This window comes from Sciscionella marina DSM 45152, from assembly GCF_000379465.1.
Classification (GTDB): Bacteria; Actinomycetota; Actinomycetes; order Mycobacteriales; family Pseudonocardiaceae; genus Sciscionella; species Sciscionella marina.
The window spans coordinates 385,735-400,105 of the sequence record NZ_KB905425.1 but is presented as its reverse complement, the minus strand read 5'-3'; the positions used below and the strand labels follow the sequence as shown (position 1 = coordinate 400,105).

Genomic DNA, 14,371 nt, shown 5'->3' with positions numbered 1-14,371 from the left:
TACGATGGGGTGACCGACCATGGAGGGTGGTGAACCGACGTGCTGGACATCCGGTTTTCCAGTGCCCTCAAAGCGATGCTGTTCCTCGCCGTGGCCGCCGAGGACGAACCGGCGGTGCTGAGCTCCACCTACCTCGCCGCGGGACTGGGCACCAACCCGAGCCTGATCCGCAAGCTGCTGGTGCCGCTGCTGCACGCGGGGCTCGTCGAGTCGGTGAAGGGCCGCGGCGGCGGGACCAAACTGGCCCGGCCCGCCGAGGAGATCACCCTGGCCGAGATCTACCGCTGTTCGATCGGCGACAAACCGGTGTGGGCTTGCCGCCCGGATGGCGAGGTCGCCTCGTGCGAGGTGACCGCGAACGCCGCGGAGTACTTCACCCGCCTGATGACCGAGACCGAGCAGGCCATGCTCGAAGTGCTCGAACGCCGCACCCTCGCGGACAGCGTGACGGAACTGCGCCAGCTCGGCCGGGAACCCGTCTGCTCAACCGAGCACTGAGCCGAGCCGGGAAAGAATCCGGTACGACTCGAGCCGGTCCTCATGTTCGTAGACCGGTGTGGTGATCATCAGTTCCCCCGCGCCGGTCCGGTCGCGTAGTTCACGCAACCGCGCGGCGATGGTGTCCAGCGTACCGGCGATCGGGGTGGCCCGGATCCGGAGCACGGCGAGCTCGTCCTCGGTGTACGCATAGGCCGCCGCCTCTTCCGGTGGCGGCAACAGGATCGATTTTCCCTTGGCCCGGCACAGGGTTTTCAGTCGTGCGGACCCGGCGAGCCATTCGGCGCGGGCATCGGTTTCGGCGGCGATGACGGACACGCTGAGCAGGCTCGTGGTTCCGGAGTAACCGGCGAGGGACTCCTCGGCTGCGTGCGGGGCGATGTGGTGCGCGAAGGCATAGGGCAGCCCGTTTTCGCTTGCCACGGCGGCACTTCGCGGGCTCGAACCGAGAACCCAGACGGCGGGTTCGTTACCCCGCGCGGGAACGGCGACGGTCCGGCGCGCGTCATCGCCGCGGAAGAACCCCAGCAGCTGCCGGATCTGTTCGGGGAACGCGTCCGGCACCGGCCGCAGTTCCTCGAGCGCGTACGCGGGTGAACCACTCGCCCTGCCGAGGCCGAGATCGATCCGGCCCGGATGCAGTGCTTCGAGGGTGCCGAACTGTTCGGCGACGATGAGCGGGGCGTGCTGCGGGAGCAGGACCCCGCCCGCGCCGACCCGGATGCGGTTCGTGCGCGCGGCGATGGCCGCGGTCAGCACCGGCGGCGCGGCGCTCGCGACCCCCCGCATGCTGTGGTGCTCGGGAACCCAGTAGCGGTGGTAGCCGAGCTCGTCCGCGAGGGTGGCCAGCTCGAGCGTGTTCCGCAGCGCACGCTGGGCCGTGGAACCCTCCGCGATCGGCGAGGTGTCCAGCACCGAGCAGCGATTCTCGACCATGATGCCGCCAAGATACCCGCGCCCTGTTACTGGAAACAGTTCAGCATCGGATGTATTATTGCCTCCATGCTGACCTGTGAGACCCGTGGGGCGGCGCTGGCCCGGCTCGGTCGCGCCCTTGCCGACCCGACTCGCTGCCGCATCCTGATGGCTCTGCTCGACGGGGTGAACTATCCGGGCCAGCTCGCCGAACAGCTGGGGCTGACCCGTTCGAACGTGTCGAATCATCTCGCCTGCCTGCGCGGTTGCGGCCTGGTGCTCGCCACCTACGAGGGCCGCCAGGTGCGGTACGCACTCGCCGACGAACACCTGAGCCGTGCGCTCGGTGAGCTCGTGCAGGTGGTGCTCGCCGTGGACACCGAGCAGCCCTGCTTGCAGGAGTCGCGATGACCGAGGCCGTGCCGTGCTGTGCGGCCCGGCGCACCCAGCTGTCGCGCCGGGTGCGGTGGCTGGTCGCCGCGACGATCACCTACAACATCCTCGAGGCGGTCATCGCGATCTCGGCCGGGGCCGGGGCCGACTCCACCGCGCTGCTCGGATTCGGCCTCGACTCGGTGATCGAGGTGGCCTCCGCGGCCGCCGTGGCCTGGCAGTTCTCCGGGCGTGATCCGGAGGCGCGGGAACGCACCGCGCTGAAGGTGATCGCCGTTTCGTTCTTCGCCCTGGCCGCGTACATCACCGTCGATTCGGTTCGCGCCCTCACCGGAACCGGGCACGCCGGGGAATCCCTGACCGGGATCGTGCTCGCCGCGGTCTCGGTCGCCGTGATGCCCGTGTTGTCCCATGCGCAGCGCCGCGCTGGCCGGGAGCTCGGCTCGCACAGCGCGGTCGCGGACTCCAAGCAAACCCTGCTGTGCACCTATCTTTCCGTGGTGCTGCTCGCCGGGCTGTTGCTGAACGCGTTGCTCGGTTGGTGGTGGGCGGATCCGGCGGTGGGCCTGGTGATCGCCGTGCTCGCGGTGCGCGAGGGCCGCGAGGCGTGGCGGGGCCGGCATTGCTGCTGACCCCGCCGCCGTTCAGCCCACGGTGACCGACAGTTCGTAGACTGGGTCGGCCTCCCCGACCGTTTGCGGGTCACACAGGAAGGTCTGCCGCGGTGCCCAGTCGGCTTCCGCGCCGTTGTCCACGAGCCATTGGTGCAGCGACTCGAATCCGAGGGTTCCGCGCATATCCGATTTCGGCACCCGCACATAGATCTCCCGCGCCGCGGGTTCGGTGGTGCGGTTCATCTCCGGGAACCGGTGCGCGACTTCCTCGGCCCCGTCCTCGGTGACCGGCCCGCAGAATTCGACCGGCGCCTCGCTCTCCGGTCCGATTTCCCCGTGATAGCGCAGAAACGGGCGACCCGCGGCACCTTCCGGATGTGGCACATCCGGACCGGAGAACGCGGCGAGCAGTGGGCCGAGGAATTCCCCGATCTGGTCCGCGGTCAGCTGTTCGACACTGGTGAACAGGGTGCGCGCGGGCAGTTCGCGGCTGAGTACTTCGTACATTTCGGGACTCTTTCCGTCGAATCGATCGACGAGGAAATCGACCACGGCCCGCTTGGCCGCCATGTTCCGCTCTTGTTCGCGCCAGAATTCCTCCAGCGCCCGCGCCGCGGATTCCGGTGCCATGGCAAGCAGTTCGCGGATCCGGGCCAGTGGCATGTCCACCTGGCGCAGCAACCCGACCTGTCGTGCCGTGCCGAGCTGCGCCGTGGAATACCACCGGTAGCCCGTTTCCGGATCCACCCGGGCCGGCGGAAGCAGCGCCAGCTCGTCGTAGATCCGCAGCGCTTTCGGCGAAAGATGGGCCAGCCTGGCGAATGCGCCGATCGTCAGCAGCTCCATGCTCTCCTCCCTCGTCCCAGGCGGGATTGCCTGGTACGCGCCACTGTGTGCCCGTCCCCAGGGGCAAGGTCAAGGCCGAGACTACCCCGCGATTCCGGCCAGGATGTCCACCGCGCGCAGACTCACCACACCGATCCCGTCCAGGTCCTCGGCCAGCCAACCGGAGAGCCCATCGCTGACCGCGACCGTGCGCAGATCCCGTTCGGTGGCATCGATCAGCGTGGCCCGTGGACAGTTCGGGTAATTGCATCCGGCCACGGTCACCGTGTCGGTGCCGAGCACGGTGAGCTGGTCGAGCAGCCCGGTGCCGTGGAAGGCGCTCCAGCGGGGCTTGTACAGCAGCCATTCCCGTGGGCCGAGTTGCTGGGATTCCCCGCCGAGCAACAGTTCCGGGTCGAGAGTGGCCTCCACCGCGGCGGGTTGCGAACCGGGCGAGTGCGGGGTCACGAGGGTGTCCCCGGAGCGGAGCTGCGCGCGGCGGCAGCGCTCGGCATTGCTGCCGTCCGGCAGGTACAGCCGGATCACGTGCACGATCGGCAGCCCGGCCGCGCGGTAGGCGGCCACCAGTTCGCGCACCGTTCCCAGAATGTCGGCGGTACCGGGCACCGCGTGCGCCCCGGTGCAGAATTCGTGTTGCAGGTCGATGGCCAGCAGTGCGCTGCTCGGCCAGTGCGGTGCGATGTCCTCGTGCATGCCCGGCAGGTTAGGGCGCGCGGTGCTGCCGGTCTTGTACGTGATTGCGGGCGAACGCGCCCGGTGTGGCCCCGAACGTCCTGCGGAAATGCCGGTGCAGGTGCGCCTGGTCGTAGAACCCGCTCTCCACCGCGGCCTTGGCCACCGGTTGCCCGGCGGAAAGCACCTGCTGCGCTCGTTGCAGGCGCAGCTGCAGCAGATAACCGCGCGGGGTCACCCCGGTCTCCCTGCGGAATGCCCGCAGCAGCCGGAACCGCTCCAGCCCGGTGACCGCGGCCAGTTCTCCGAGCGAGGGGGCACGCCGCAGGTCGGCGTGCAGGTGGCGGATCACCTCGCCCACCACGGCGGGCGGCGCGTCCGGTGGGGACCAGCGCCGCGCGTGCCGGGCAAGGATGGCGGAGACCACGGTGTACAGCCGCTCCTCGGTGGCGGGTCCCGGCGGTTGCCGGTGCACAGCGGCCAGCAGTGCGGCCAGTTTCGGATCGTGCGGGGTCGGGTCCGGGAACATCGGCCGCTCGCCCGCGATCTCGGCCAGTAGTTCCGGCGCGAGGTAGCAGACCCGGTAATCCCAGCCCGCCGTATCCGCGGGGCCACCGGTGTGCAACTCCGCCGCGTCCAGCAACAGCAGACTGCTCGCGGGCGCATAGTGGGTGGCACCGCGGTAGCGCACTGCCTCTACCCCGCGCATTACCGCGGCAACCGCGTACTCCGGGTGCGCATGCGGCTGGAACCGGTGCGTCCGGAAGGATGCGGTGACCAACCGCACCCCGTCCGGTCCATACCGGTGCCGCACCCGGTTCCCGCTGTCTGCCACACCACGAGGATAGGTCACCCGACCCGGTATTCGGGTGGGGTGAATTCGGACGGGGTCGATTCAAGCTAGCCCGTTGTGGATGTAATCCGGCATCAAGTGCCGCGCGAAGTTGCTCCACCGCTCCAGTCGCCCCGGCACAGCACACGTGCCTTTCCCGGAAAACGTGCTCATCTCGGCCCATTCGATTTCCGCATCAAGTTCTGCTGTATCGCATGGGTACCCAGGTTCTGCCTCCGGCACCAGTTGCTCCTTGCCGTCCTCGCTTTCGAAGGGCAAGAGACCTTGGGGAGCGTCATTGGTGTGGAGCAGATCGACGTAGGCGTCGTAGTCGATCACCCGGGCGGCGAAAAGCGCGAGAAGAACGGGGTTGTCGATATCGCACCAACTGTCGCGTGTTCTTCAGCTTGACGAGTTCGTCGTAGGCGGGCGAACGAAACCCCGGAGCCTATCCGGCAGGGCCGGGTGCCGAACGCTCAACCCGGGCTGTGCCGGCTCCGGTAGGCCGCGACGCTGGCCCGGTGTGCGCAGGTTCGGGTGCAGTACTGCTTCGAGCCGTTGCGTGAGAGGTCCACGAAAGTGGCCCGGCAGGTCGGCCCGGCACATACGCCGAGACGAGCGGGACCGAGCGTGGCGATCACGGAGGCCAGCGCGCTGAGCGTAGTCGCGGCAAGGTGTGCCGAGCGGCGGTCGGCGTCGGAGGTCACCTCGGTCCACCAGCGGTCGTCCTCGTGGCGCAGTACCGGGATGGCGCGGCTGCGACGCAGACCGTCGTTGATCAGAGCCGCAGCTTCGACCGCGTCCGTGTTCGCCCGTTCGAGCACCGCACGCACCGTCTCGCGCAACGCGCGGACTTCCGCCAGGTCGGCGCGGGTGAGATGCCGCGGACCGCTCCCTTGGTTTGCGGCCGAACTCGGAGGCCCGGCCGCGGGGTGGTCGTCAAGGAAGTCCCGGAGCTGCGCCACGGTCTCGAGCGCGTCCTCTCCCTTGACCGGCCTCAAGGTGTTGGCCAGGTCGACGGCCGTCTGGACCACCACCGAGCTGTAACACGCGTCCTGCATTTGACGTATCTCCTCACCGCTCCGTAGTGTTACACTCAAAGGAGCTTTCACATGTCACAACATACTCCGCAGGGGACGGCGCCGCAGACGATCCGGTCTGCAGGGGCACCGGACGGGCGTCGGCTGGGGTTGACCTTGGGGATGCTGGTGCTGCCGATGTACGTGGCATTGGGAGCACCGTCGGTGGCCCTGCCGGCCATCGGCCGCGCGCTCGCGGTGCCGTTCGGGGCCACCGCATGGATTCTCGCCGCGTGGTCGCTGACCTCCGCGCTCGCGATGCCGGTCGCGGGTCGGCTGTTGGTCCGCTGGAGCCCCTTCCAGGTCCTCGTCGCCGGGGTCGTGGCGCTCGCCGCGGGCTCGGCGCTCGCCGGAGCCGGGCCGACACTGTCCGCCGTGATCGTCGGCCGACTGATCGGCGGCGCCGGGGCGGGCGTGACCGTGATCGCCGTCTTTGCCGCGGCCACCGCCCTTCCCGGGCGGCAACGGATCCGCGCTCTGGGAATCATCGCGGCCGCCAGCGCGACGGCGTCGGGGTGCGGGACACTGTTGGGCGGGGCGGTGACCGCGTGCCTCGGGTGGCGTGCCGTGCTCGCGATCCCGGTCCTCGCGCTGCCCCTCCTGTTGGCCGCATTGCCGAGTAGGCACGCGCTGACGCGGAACGGCAGCGGCGGGCGAAACGGCTCGACCGGGCGACTCGATATCGTCGGCGCGGCCGCGCTGTCGGTACTCGCCGGTTCCTTGATCACGTTGCTGCAGGCACATTCGGTCGGCCTGCCCGCTCCGGTCACGCTCGTCGTGGTTGCCGCCGGGGCGCTCGCCGCCGTGGGACTGTGGTGGCGCGTGCGAAGCACGCCCGACGGGTTCGTGCCTCGGCGGGTGATCGCATCCCGCGGCTTCCTGGCGGCCGGGCTCATCGGCGGAACCGTCTTCGCCGGCTACTACGGGGTGCTGTTCCGCGCCCCGTCCCTGATCGAGCAGGCCACGGGCGGTGGCCCCCTGGAAGCCGGCGTGCTCTTGGTCCCGGCCGCCGCCTGCTCGGTGCTGGCCGGGCGGCTGGTCGGCACCTTGACCGTCCGATTCACCGGCTGGCAGGTGTCGGCCGGGCTTGCTGCGCTCACCGCCGTCGGCGTGCTCGTGGTCGCGATCTTCACCGGGCCGATCCCGATCGTCGTCGGCACGGCGTTGACCGTGTGCGGGTTCGCCGGTGCCCAAGCCGTACTGGTGAGCCTCGCGCCGGACCTGGTCGCCGCGGACGACCGCGACACCGCACAGAGCCTGCTCAACTTCATGAACGCCCTGGGTGGCGGGATCGGTCCGGCCGCTGTCGCGGGTCTGTCCGGCATCGTGCCGGTGCCGGTGGCCCTCGCCGGGCTCGCGGCACTCCCCCTGGCCGGACTCGTCCTCAGCCTGACCCGGCGCCCCCAACCGATCCGATGACACCTTGGCCAGTAAGGAGTTTCGCCGTGTCCGCCGAGCCATTCGAGGTCAGCATCACCGAAGCCGAGATCGCAGACCTGCGTGCACGATTGCGACGGACCCGGTGGCCCGAGCGCGAGCCGGTGGACGACTGGTCACAGGGTTTGCCGCTGGCGTATGCGCAGGAGCTGTGCCGCAGCTGGGCCGAGGACTACGACTTCGGGTTCGCCGAGCGGCTGAACGTGTTCCCGCAGTACCGCGACACGATCGACGGGCTGGGCATCCACTTCCTGCACATCCGCTCGTCGGAGCCGGACGCGTTCCCGCTCGTGCTCACGCACGGGTGGCCGGGTTCGGTGCTCGAATTCCTGGAGGTGCTCGGCCCGCTGACCGACCCGCGCGCGCACGGCGGTGACCCGGCGGACGCGTTCCACGTGGTCGCGCCGTCGTTGCCCGGGTACGGCTGGAGTGACAAGCCGTCGACGACCGGGTGGGGCATCACTCGCACCGCGCGCGCCTGGGACACGTTGATGGTCTCGCTGGGTCACCAACGGTACGGCGCGCAGGGCGGCGACTGGGGTTCGGCGGTGTCCGCGGTGCTGGGCGAGGTGGCGCCCGAGCGGGTCGCCGGCGTGCATCTGAACCTGGGATCCGTGGCGGCGGGCGCGTTCGACGACCCGACACCTGCGGAGCTGGCGAATCTCGGGGCCGAGAAAGAGATGCAGCGCACCGGCCGGGGAGTTCTGGGCGTGGACGGACAACGACGGCCATCCCGAGGAAGCGTTGTCGCGGCAGACGATCCTCGACGAGATCTCGGTCTATTGGTTCACCGCATCGGCCACGTCGTCGGCGCGCCTGTACTGGGAGAGCTTCGCCAACTTCCGGGACAAGGTGACCGCACCATCCGGACTGTCGGTCTACCCGCGGGACATAACCCGCCCGTCAAGGCGGGAGGCCGAGCTGCGGTTCACCGACCTGCGCTGGTTCGAGGAGCTGCCGCATGGTGGCCACTTCGCCGCGCTGGAGCAGCCGGAGTCGCTGATCGAGCAGGTGCGCGGGTTCTTCCGCCTCTTCCGCTGACTGTCCGTGCCCCCTGGGAAGCCCACACCCAGGGAACGGTCCTGTCCGGCCCCGGGTTACCGGCATCGCGGCGCGTATCGAGGAGGGCGATCCCGCTCACGACGGACGAGAGCTTTCGGACGCACTCTCAGCGCGCCCTGATCGCGGCCACCAGCGCCGGGATCACCTCGTGCACATCACCGAGCACCGCATAGGTGGACCGGGTGACCATCGGGGCCTCGGGATCGGTGTTGATCGCGAGAATGTGTTTGGCGTGCATGCAACCGACCCAGTGCTGGGTGGCCCCGCTGATCCCGCAGGCGATGTAGAGCTCGGGCGCGATCTTGGTTCCGGTGAGCCCGACCTGATCGCTGTGCGGCCGCCAGCCGTTGTTGGTGGCCACCCGCGAGCATCCGACGGCCCCGCCGAGCAGCGCGGCGAGTTCCTCGAGCGCGGCATATCCCTCCGCGCTGCCGACACCGCGCCCGCCGGATACGACAACGGGCGCGGTCGCGAGGCTGATCCCGCCGCCGCGCTCGGTGCGCTCCACGAGCCGGGCCCTCGGCAGCTCCGGATCGAGCTCCGGAACGTACTCGAGCACCGAGGTCTCCTGCGCTGCAACGGTTTTCGTGGCGATCACCGCACCCTGCGCGATGCTGCAGAGCTTGACCTCCGCCGCGAGTTCGGCGTCCTCGAACAGCACCCCGCCGCCACGGCTCCTGGTCAGCGGCCAGGGTTCGCCGGTGCCGATTTCCAGGCAGTTGGCGGCGAACGGCAATCCGAGGCGCGCGGCGGTGTTCGCGAGCAGTTCGTTGCCGTGCGCGGATCCCGGGGCGAACACCGCCTCCGGGGCAAGCTCGGTGACCAGCCCGGCCAGCGCGGCGGATTCGAGCTGCGGGGAATGTTCGGCGAGCAGTTCGTGGCGCACCACATGAAGGGTGCCGATGCCGTACGGACCAAGGGATTCCGCGCAGTCACCGAACGCGAGAGCGGCGAGCTCGATCCCGTTCGCCGCACCGAAAGCCGCGGCAAACCGCAGTGTCTCGACCGAATCGGCGGCGATGGTCCCGTCCTCGACATCGACGTAGGCGAGCAGCATCAACGCAACACCCCCAGATCCTCGAGTACGCTCAGCACGGCATCGGCCGCCTCGGCCCCACTGCCGAGCACCTTGGTCTCGGTGCCGATTCCCGGTGGGGTGCGCAATCGCAGCGTGCGCAATCCTCCCGGGGCAGCTTCGGGCGAGATCCGGTGCAGCGGCGCCTTTTTCGCACGCAACCGGCCCTTGATGCTCGGATAGCGCGGTAGGTTCAGCCCCTCCGCCACGGCGGCCACGGCGGGCAGTGGCGCCCGGTACACCTCGACACCATCGGGGACATCCCGGCGCAGCGTCACTTCTCCGGCACCGATCTCGATCCCTTTCACCCCGGCGAGTACGGGCAGGCCGAGCCCGTTCGCAACGCGCGCACCGACCTGATACTGGCAGGCATCGGCGGATTCGTTGCCGAACAACAGCAGATCGTAGGGGCCGATTTCACGCAGCGCGGCGAGGATCGCGGCCGCGGTCGCCTGCGGATCCTCCCCCGTTCCCTCGACGAACACCCCGTGATCGGCGCCCATGGCCATGGCATACCGCAGTTGTTCCTCGGCCTCCGGCGGTCCCACGGTGAGCACTCCGGCCGAACCCGAGGTCCGCTCCGCGATCCGCACCGCCTCTTCCACCGCGCATTCCTCGTGCGGTCCGATGGTGAACCCCAGGTGCCTCGTGTCGAGCTCGCCGTCCTCGGTGAGCACGACCTCGGCGCCGAAGGCGGGCACCCGTTTCACGCAGACGAGCACATCCATGGTTCACACCCGCATTCGCGTATCGTCCGGATCGAACAGCGGTGTGCGCCCGGCCCGCGCCACGACGACCGGATACCGCTCCCCCATGTACTCCACCGTGAGTTCGGTGCCCTCCACCGCGTACTGCGCGGGCAGGTACGCCATCAGTAGATAGGTGCCGAGTGTGGGCCCGGATCCCGCGCTCGTCACATGGGAACCGCGCCCCTTACGGTCCACGATCCGCTCGCCCCCGGTGGTCAGGATCGGTTCGCCACCCTGCGGGAACCGTTGTGTGCCACCATAACTGAGGGTGCACAGCGTGGCGATCGGTTCACCATCGCGGGCGCGCAGGTATGCCTCCTTGCCGATGAAGTCCGCGCTCTTGACCTTGGGCAGCGCGAGCCCCGCCTCGACCGGGCTGTATTCGAGTTCGAGCTCTGCACCCATCAGCCGGTAGCCTTTCTCCAGCCGCCCGGTCGTGCCGTACACCCCGATCCCCGCGGGCACCAGGCCGTGCGGGCGCCCCGCCGCGTAGAGCGCGTCCCACAGTTGCGCCCCCTGTTCGAACGGGGCATGCAGTTCCCAGCCCAGATCGCCCACATAGGACAGTCGCATGGCGAGCACCGGAACCGAACCGACGAGGATCTCGCGCGCGGTACCGAAGGGGAACCCGTCATTCGACACATCGTCCTCGGTACACGCGGCGAGCACATCCCGGGCGCGCGGGCCCCACAGACCGATCGTGCACACCGCCGAGGTCACATCGTGCAATGAGACATCCGCGTGCAGTGCGGCATCGACGGGCAGGTTCCCGGTGAACCACTTGAGATCCCGTGCCCCATCCGCGCCGCCGGTGACCACCCGGAACCACCGCTCCCCCAGCCGAACCACGGTGAGATCGCTGCGGAATCCGCCGTTCGGGGCGAGTACCGGGGTGTACATGATCCTGCCGACCGGCCGATCCATCTGCGCCACGGTCATCCACTGGATGAATTCGAGCGCGCCCGGACCGGTGATGTCGAACTGCGCGAAGGCGGTCAGATCGATCATGGCGGCATGCTCGCGCATGGCAAGGTGCTCGGCATTGCTGATCGGCGACCACCAGCGGGCGTCCCACTCGTGCGGCCGGTCCGCGACCGGATACCGCTCGAGCAGTTCCCGGTTGCTCTCGTACCACTGCGGGCGTTCCCAGCCACCGACCTCGAAGAACCGTGCGCCGAGCTCGACTTCCCTGGTATAGAACGGGGAAAGCCGCTGTTCCCGGTTGGATTCCCACTGTTCGCGCGGATGCACGATGCCGTAGGTCTTGTTGAATCCCTCGTTCGCCCGCGCGCGCACATGGGCGCGGGTGCGCTGGTGCGGGTAGAACCGGGCGATGTCCGCGGCGTGCGGGTCGATCTCCGGTGCCCCATCGGTCATCCACTCGGCGAGCATCCGGCCGACCCCGGGCCCTTCCTTGATCCACACCGCGGCCGCGGACCACAGCCCGCGCACTTCGGGAGTCTCCCCGAGCAGCGGCCCGCCGTCCGGGGTGAGCGAAAGCAGCCCGTTGATCGCGTGCCGGATCCCGGCTTCGGGGTTCCCGAGGATGTCCGGGAACAGTTCGAGCGCCTGTTCCATCTGCGGGTCGAAGTCCGCATCGGTGAACGGCAGCTGCGTCGGGGAAAGGGCGGCGGCCGCGATCGAGGGGATCTCGTCCGGCTCGTGCAGGATCGGGCGGTGCGCGTAGGATCCGACCTCCAGATCGGCCCCGCTCTGCCGTTCGTACATCAGCGGATCCATATCGCGCACGATCGGATAGGCGATCTCCGCGTTGGTCCGTTCCAGTTCCGGAATCGGGCCGACATCGATCATCTGGTGTACCGCGGGGGTCAGCGGGATGTGCGCCCCGGCCATGCGGGCCAGCCGCGGGCTCCACACCCCGCAGGCGATCACCACGGTGTCGGTCTCGATGTCCCCGCGATCGGTGCGCACCCGCCGGATCCGGCCATCGGTGGTCTCGATGGCGAGCACCTCGGTGTTCGCCGCGGTGTGCAGCGCGTCGAGTTGGTTCGCCTGTTCGCGCATGAGCACCCCGGTCTGCAGTGGGTCGACCACCGCGACCGAGGGCGTGTGGAATCCGGCCAGGATCACACCCGGATCGAGGAACGGCATGAGTTCGTGGGTCCGCTGCGGGCCGATCAGTTCGGCGCTGATGCCCCAGGATTTCGCCGATGCCATGCGCCGCTCGAGTTCCTCGACCCGCTGCGGTTCACGGGCCACCTCGATCCCACCACAGGTGGTGAGCGTGTTGAATTTCTCGTACTGGCGCATCGAATCCAGCGTGAGCCAGGTGATCTCCTTGGAGTGGTCCACCGGAAAGATGAAGTTGGAGGCGTGCCCCGTCGAACCGCCCGGGTCGGGCAGCGGCCCCTTGTCGAGCAACACGATGTCCCGCCAGCCGCGGTCGGCGAGGTGGTGCACGAGCGAGTTGCCGACGATTCCCGCTCCGATGACGACGACGGTGGCGCGGTCGGGAAGTTCAGCCATGGCAAGCTCCTAATACAGTCCGACGATCTGGCCGGACTCGTCGATATCGATGTGTTCAGCGGCCGGTGTCGAGGAAAGCCCTGGCATGGTGCGCATTTCCCCGCAGATCGGGTAGACAAACCCGGCGCCCGCCGAGGCGCGCACTTCGCGGACCGGGAGCAGCCAGCCGCTCGGCGCACCCTTGCGGCCCGGGTCCGCGGACAGCGAGAGGTGTGTTTTCGCGATGCACACCGGGAGATTCCCGAAGCCATTGCGTTCATAGTTGCGCAGCTGGCGCTTGGCGAGCGGGGAGATATCGAGTCCGTCCGCCCCGTAAATCCGCCGGGCGATCGTGTCGATCTTGTCCACAAGGGACAGATCATCCGGATAGAGCGGATGGTACTCCGAGGGTGCGGCACAGGCATCGGCCACGGCCTCGGCGAGCGCGGCCGCCCCCTTTCCACCGTCCGCGACATGGGTGCTCACCGCGGCGCGGGCGCCCTCCTCGGTGGCGATTTGCAATATCGCGCGATGTTCGCTCGGATAGTCACCGGGGAAGGCGTTCACCGCGACGACCGGGGTGACCCCGTGCACGCGAATGTTCGCCAGCTGGCGGCGGAGGTTCGCCGCACCCGCGTACACATCATCGGGGTTCTCCGCCAGCAGTTCCTCGGGCAGCGGTTTCCCCGCCACGATGCGGTATTTGCCGGAGTGCGCCTTGAGCCCGCGCACCGTGGCGACCACGACCGCGGCATCCGGCACCAGCCCCGAGGCGCGGCATTTGATGTTGAAGAACCGTTCCGCGCCCATGTCCGCGCCGAATCCCGCCTCGGTGACGAGATAGTCGCCCGCGTGGATGCCGATCAGGTCGGCCACGATCGAGGAGTTCCCGTGCGCGATGTTCCCGAACGGTCCGCAGTGGACGAGCACCGGAGTCTGTTCCACCGTCTGCATCAGGTTCGGCTTGATCGCCTCACGCAGCAGCACGCACATCGCACCCGCGGCGTGCAGAGATTCCGCGGTGACCGGTCGGCCCGAACGGTCGTAGCCGACCACGATCCGGCCGAGCCGTGCCCGCAGGTCCCGCAGCGAGGTCGCCAGCGCGAGCACCGCCATGACCTCGCTCGCCGCGGTGATGTCGAACCCGGTCTGGCGCGGATTGCCGTCCCCTGCCCCGCCGAGTCCGGTGACGATCTGACGCAGATCGCGGTCATTGGAGTCGAGTACTCGCCGCCAGGTGATGGAGTGCGGGTCGAGATCGAGCGCGTTTCCCTTGTCCAGGTGGTTGTCCACCATCGCGGCGAGCAGATTGTGCGCCGCGGTCACCGCGTGCAGATCCCCGGTCAAGTGCAGGTTCATCGACTCCATCGGCACGACCTGGGAGTACCCGCCACCGGCCGCCCCGCCCTTGATACCGAAGGTCGGGCCCATGGACGGCTGACGGATCGCGATCACCCCGCGGCTGCCGATGTGTGCGAACGCCTGGCCGAGTCCGACCGTGGTGGTCGTCTTGCCCTCGCCGAGCGGGGTCGGGGTGATCGCGGAGACCACAACGTATTTCGCGCGCGGTCGGGTTTCCAGTTCCCCGATCGCATCGAGCGAGATCTTGGCAACCGCGTCCCCATAGGGTTCGAGCAGCCCGGGACGGATTCCCATTTCCGCGCCGAGTTCGGCCAACGGCCGGCGTACCGCGTTCCGCGAGATCTCCAGATTCGTCGGCATCGTGATGACAC

The 14,371-nt window shown here is 69.0% G+C and carries 14 protein-coding genes and 1 pseudogene; 5 read left to right on the top strand and 10 right to left on the bottom strand.

The genetic code is table 11. The features are described from left to right. Positions 1–39 precede the first annotated feature (39 nt). Positions 40–498: an RrF2 family transcriptional regulator gene (locus A37U_RS0135150; RefSeq protein ID WP_020501353.1), complete on the top strand. Its 459-nt coding sequence runs from the start codon at positions 40–42 to the stop codon at positions 496–498. Here the strand turns inward: A37U_RS0135150 and A37U_RS0135145 are convergent. Then, positions 484–1,434 (bottom strand): LLM class flavin-dependent oxidoreductase, encoded by a 951-nt coding sequence (locus A37U_RS0135145; RefSeq protein ID WP_020501352.1) that lies wholly within the window; start codon positions 1,432–1,434, stop codon positions 484–486. The genes A37U_RS0135150 and A37U_RS0135145 overlap by 15 nt on opposite strands. A gap of 66 nt (positions 1,435–1,500) precedes the next feature. Between A37U_RS0135145 and cmtR the strand changes: the two genes are divergently transcribed. Both cmtR and A37U_RS0135135 read left to right on the top strand, forming a co-directional pair. Then, the gene (gene cmtR / locus A37U_RS0135140; protein WP_020501351.1) at positions 1,501–1,824 is read left to right on the top strand and encodes a Cd(II)/Pb(II)-sensing metalloregulatory transcriptional regulator CmtR; all 324 of its coding nucleotides are present in this window, start codon (positions 1,501–1,503) and stop codon (positions 1,822–1,824) included. Continuing rightward, entirely contained in the window at positions 1,821–2,438 is a 618-nt protein-coding gene (locus A37U_RS0135135; RefSeq protein ID WP_020501350.1) for a cation efflux transmembrane domain-containing protein, read from the top strand. Before cmtR ends, A37U_RS0135135 begins: the two co-directional genes overlap by 4 nt. Positions 2,439–2,450: 12 nt before the next feature. Here the strand turns inward: A37U_RS0135135 and A37U_RS0135130 are convergent, their stop codons facing one another. The 5 genes from A37U_RS0135130 to A37U_RS0135110 form a co-directional block, all read right to left on the bottom strand. Then, positions 2,451–3,266: a MerR family transcriptional regulator gene (locus A37U_RS0135130; RefSeq protein WP_020501349.1), complete on the bottom strand. Its 816-nt coding sequence runs from the start codon at positions 3,264–3,266 to the stop codon at positions 2,451–2,453. Between the two features lie 81 nt (positions 3,267–3,347). Next, on the bottom strand, positions 3,348–3,959 hold the full coding sequence (locus A37U_RS46880; RefSeq protein ID WP_020501348.1) for a cysteine hydrolase family protein: 612 nt from the start codon (positions 3,957–3,959) through the stop codon (positions 3,348–3,350). Between the two features lie 10 nt (positions 3,960–3,969). After that, positions 3,970–4,773 carry an AraC family transcriptional regulator gene (locus A37U_RS0135120; RefSeq protein ID WP_020501347.1) on the bottom strand — a complete coding sequence of 268 codons (804 nt, stop codon included), beginning with the start codon at positions 4,771–4,773 and terminating at the stop codon, positions 3,970–3,972. 60 nt (positions 4,774–4,833) lie between these two features. Continuing rightward, positions 4,834–5,109 carry a hypothetical protein gene (locus A37U_RS0135115; protein WP_020501346.1) on the bottom strand — a complete coding sequence of 92 codons (276 nt, stop codon included), beginning with the start codon at positions 5,107–5,109 and terminating at the stop codon, positions 4,834–4,836. 137 nt (positions 5,110–5,246) lie between these two features. Continuing rightward, the gene (locus A37U_RS0135110; protein ID WP_020501345.1) at positions 5,247–5,831 is read right to left on the bottom strand and encodes a CGNR zinc finger domain-containing protein; all 585 of its coding nucleotides are present in this window, start codon (positions 5,829–5,831) and stop codon (positions 5,247–5,249) included. Between the two features lie 51 nt (positions 5,832–5,882). Here A37U_RS0135110 and A37U_RS0135105 point away from each other — a divergent pair, with 51 nt between their 5' ends. Both A37U_RS0135105 and A37U_RS46875 read left to right on the top strand, forming a co-directional pair. After that, entirely contained in the window at positions 5,883–7,268 is a 1,386-nt protein-coding gene (locus A37U_RS0135105) for an MFS transporter (protein ID WP_051111810.1), read from the top strand. Between the two features lie 26 nt (positions 7,269–7,294). Further along, positions 7,295–8,327: pseudogene (locus A37U_RS46875) on the top strand (epoxide hydrolase family protein). 127 nt (positions 8,328–8,454) lie between these two features. Here the strand turns inward: A37U_RS46875 and A37U_RS0135090 are convergent. Genes A37U_RS0135090 through A37U_RS0135075 form a run of 4 tightly spaced genes read right to left on the bottom strand, consistent with a single transcriptional unit; the run spans position 8,455 to position 14,366 of the window. Then, positions 8,455–9,405: an electron transfer flavoprotein subunit alpha/FixB family protein gene (locus A37U_RS0135090; RefSeq protein ID WP_020501341.1), complete on the bottom strand. Its 951-nt coding sequence runs from the start codon at positions 9,403–9,405 to the stop codon at positions 8,455–8,457. Next, on the bottom strand, positions 9,405–10,151 hold the full coding sequence (locus A37U_RS0135085) for an electron transfer flavoprotein subunit beta/FixA family protein (protein WP_020501340.1): 747 nt from the start codon (positions 10,149–10,151) through the stop codon (positions 9,405–9,407). Before A37U_RS0135085 ends, A37U_RS0135090 begins: the two co-directional genes overlap by 1 nt. A 3-nt stretch (positions 10,152–10,154) precedes the next feature. After that, entirely contained in the window at positions 10,155–12,659 is a 2,505-nt protein-coding gene (locus tag A37U_RS0135080; RefSeq protein ID WP_020501339.1) for a GcvT family protein, read from the bottom strand. A gap of 9 nt (positions 12,660–12,668) precedes the next feature. Continuing rightward, positions 12,669–14,366 carry a formate--tetrahydrofolate ligase gene (locus A37U_RS0135075; protein ID WP_026197949.1) on the bottom strand — a complete coding sequence of 566 codons (1,698 nt, stop codon included), beginning with the start codon at positions 14,364–14,366 and terminating at the stop codon, positions 12,669–12,671. Between the last annotated feature and the right edge of the window lie 5 nt (positions 14,367–14,371).

What these genes read in the sequence shown, in the direction of transcription:
- A37U_RS0135145 (WP_020501352.1), bottom strand. Translation starts at nt 1,434, where the DNA reads ATGGTCGAGAATCGCTGCTCGGTGCTGGACACCTCGCCGATCGCGGAG.
- cmtR (WP_020501351.1), top strand. Translation starts at nt 1,501, where the DNA reads ATGCTGACCTGTGAGACCCGTGGGGCGGCGCTGGCCCGGCTCGGTCGC.
- A37U_RS0135135 (WP_020501350.1), top strand. Translation starts at nt 1,821, where the DNA reads ATGACCGAGGCCGTGCCGTGCTGTGCGGCCCGGCGCACCCAGCTGTCG.
- A37U_RS0135130 (WP_020501349.1), bottom strand. Translation starts at nt 3,266, where the DNA reads ATGGAGCTGCTGACGATCGGCGCATTCGCCAGGCTGGCCCATCTTTCG.
- A37U_RS46880 (WP_020501348.1), bottom strand. Translation starts at nt 3,959, where the DNA reads ATGCACGAGGACATCGCACCGCACTGGCCGAGCAGCGCACTGCTGGCC.
- A37U_RS0135110 (WP_020501345.1), bottom strand. Translation starts at nt 5,831, where the DNA reads ATGCAGGACGCGTGTTACAGCTCGGTGGTGGTCCAGACGGCCGTCGAC.
- A37U_RS0135105 (WP_051111810.1), top strand. Translation starts at nt 5,883, where the DNA reads ATGTCACAACATACTCCGCAGGGGACGGCGCCGCAGACGATCCGGTCT.
- A37U_RS0135090 (WP_020501341.1), bottom strand. Translation starts at nt 9,405, where the DNA reads ATGCTGCTCGCCTACGTCGATGTCGAGGACGGGACCATCGCCGCCGAT.
- A37U_RS0135085 (WP_020501340.1), bottom strand. Translation starts at nt 10,151, where the DNA reads ATGGATGTGCTCGTCTGCGTGAAACGGGTGCCCGCCTTCGGCGCCGAG.
- A37U_RS0135080 (WP_020501339.1), bottom strand. Translation starts at nt 12,659, where the DNA reads ATGGCTGAACTTCCCGACCGCGCCACCGTCGTCGTCATCGGAGCGGGA.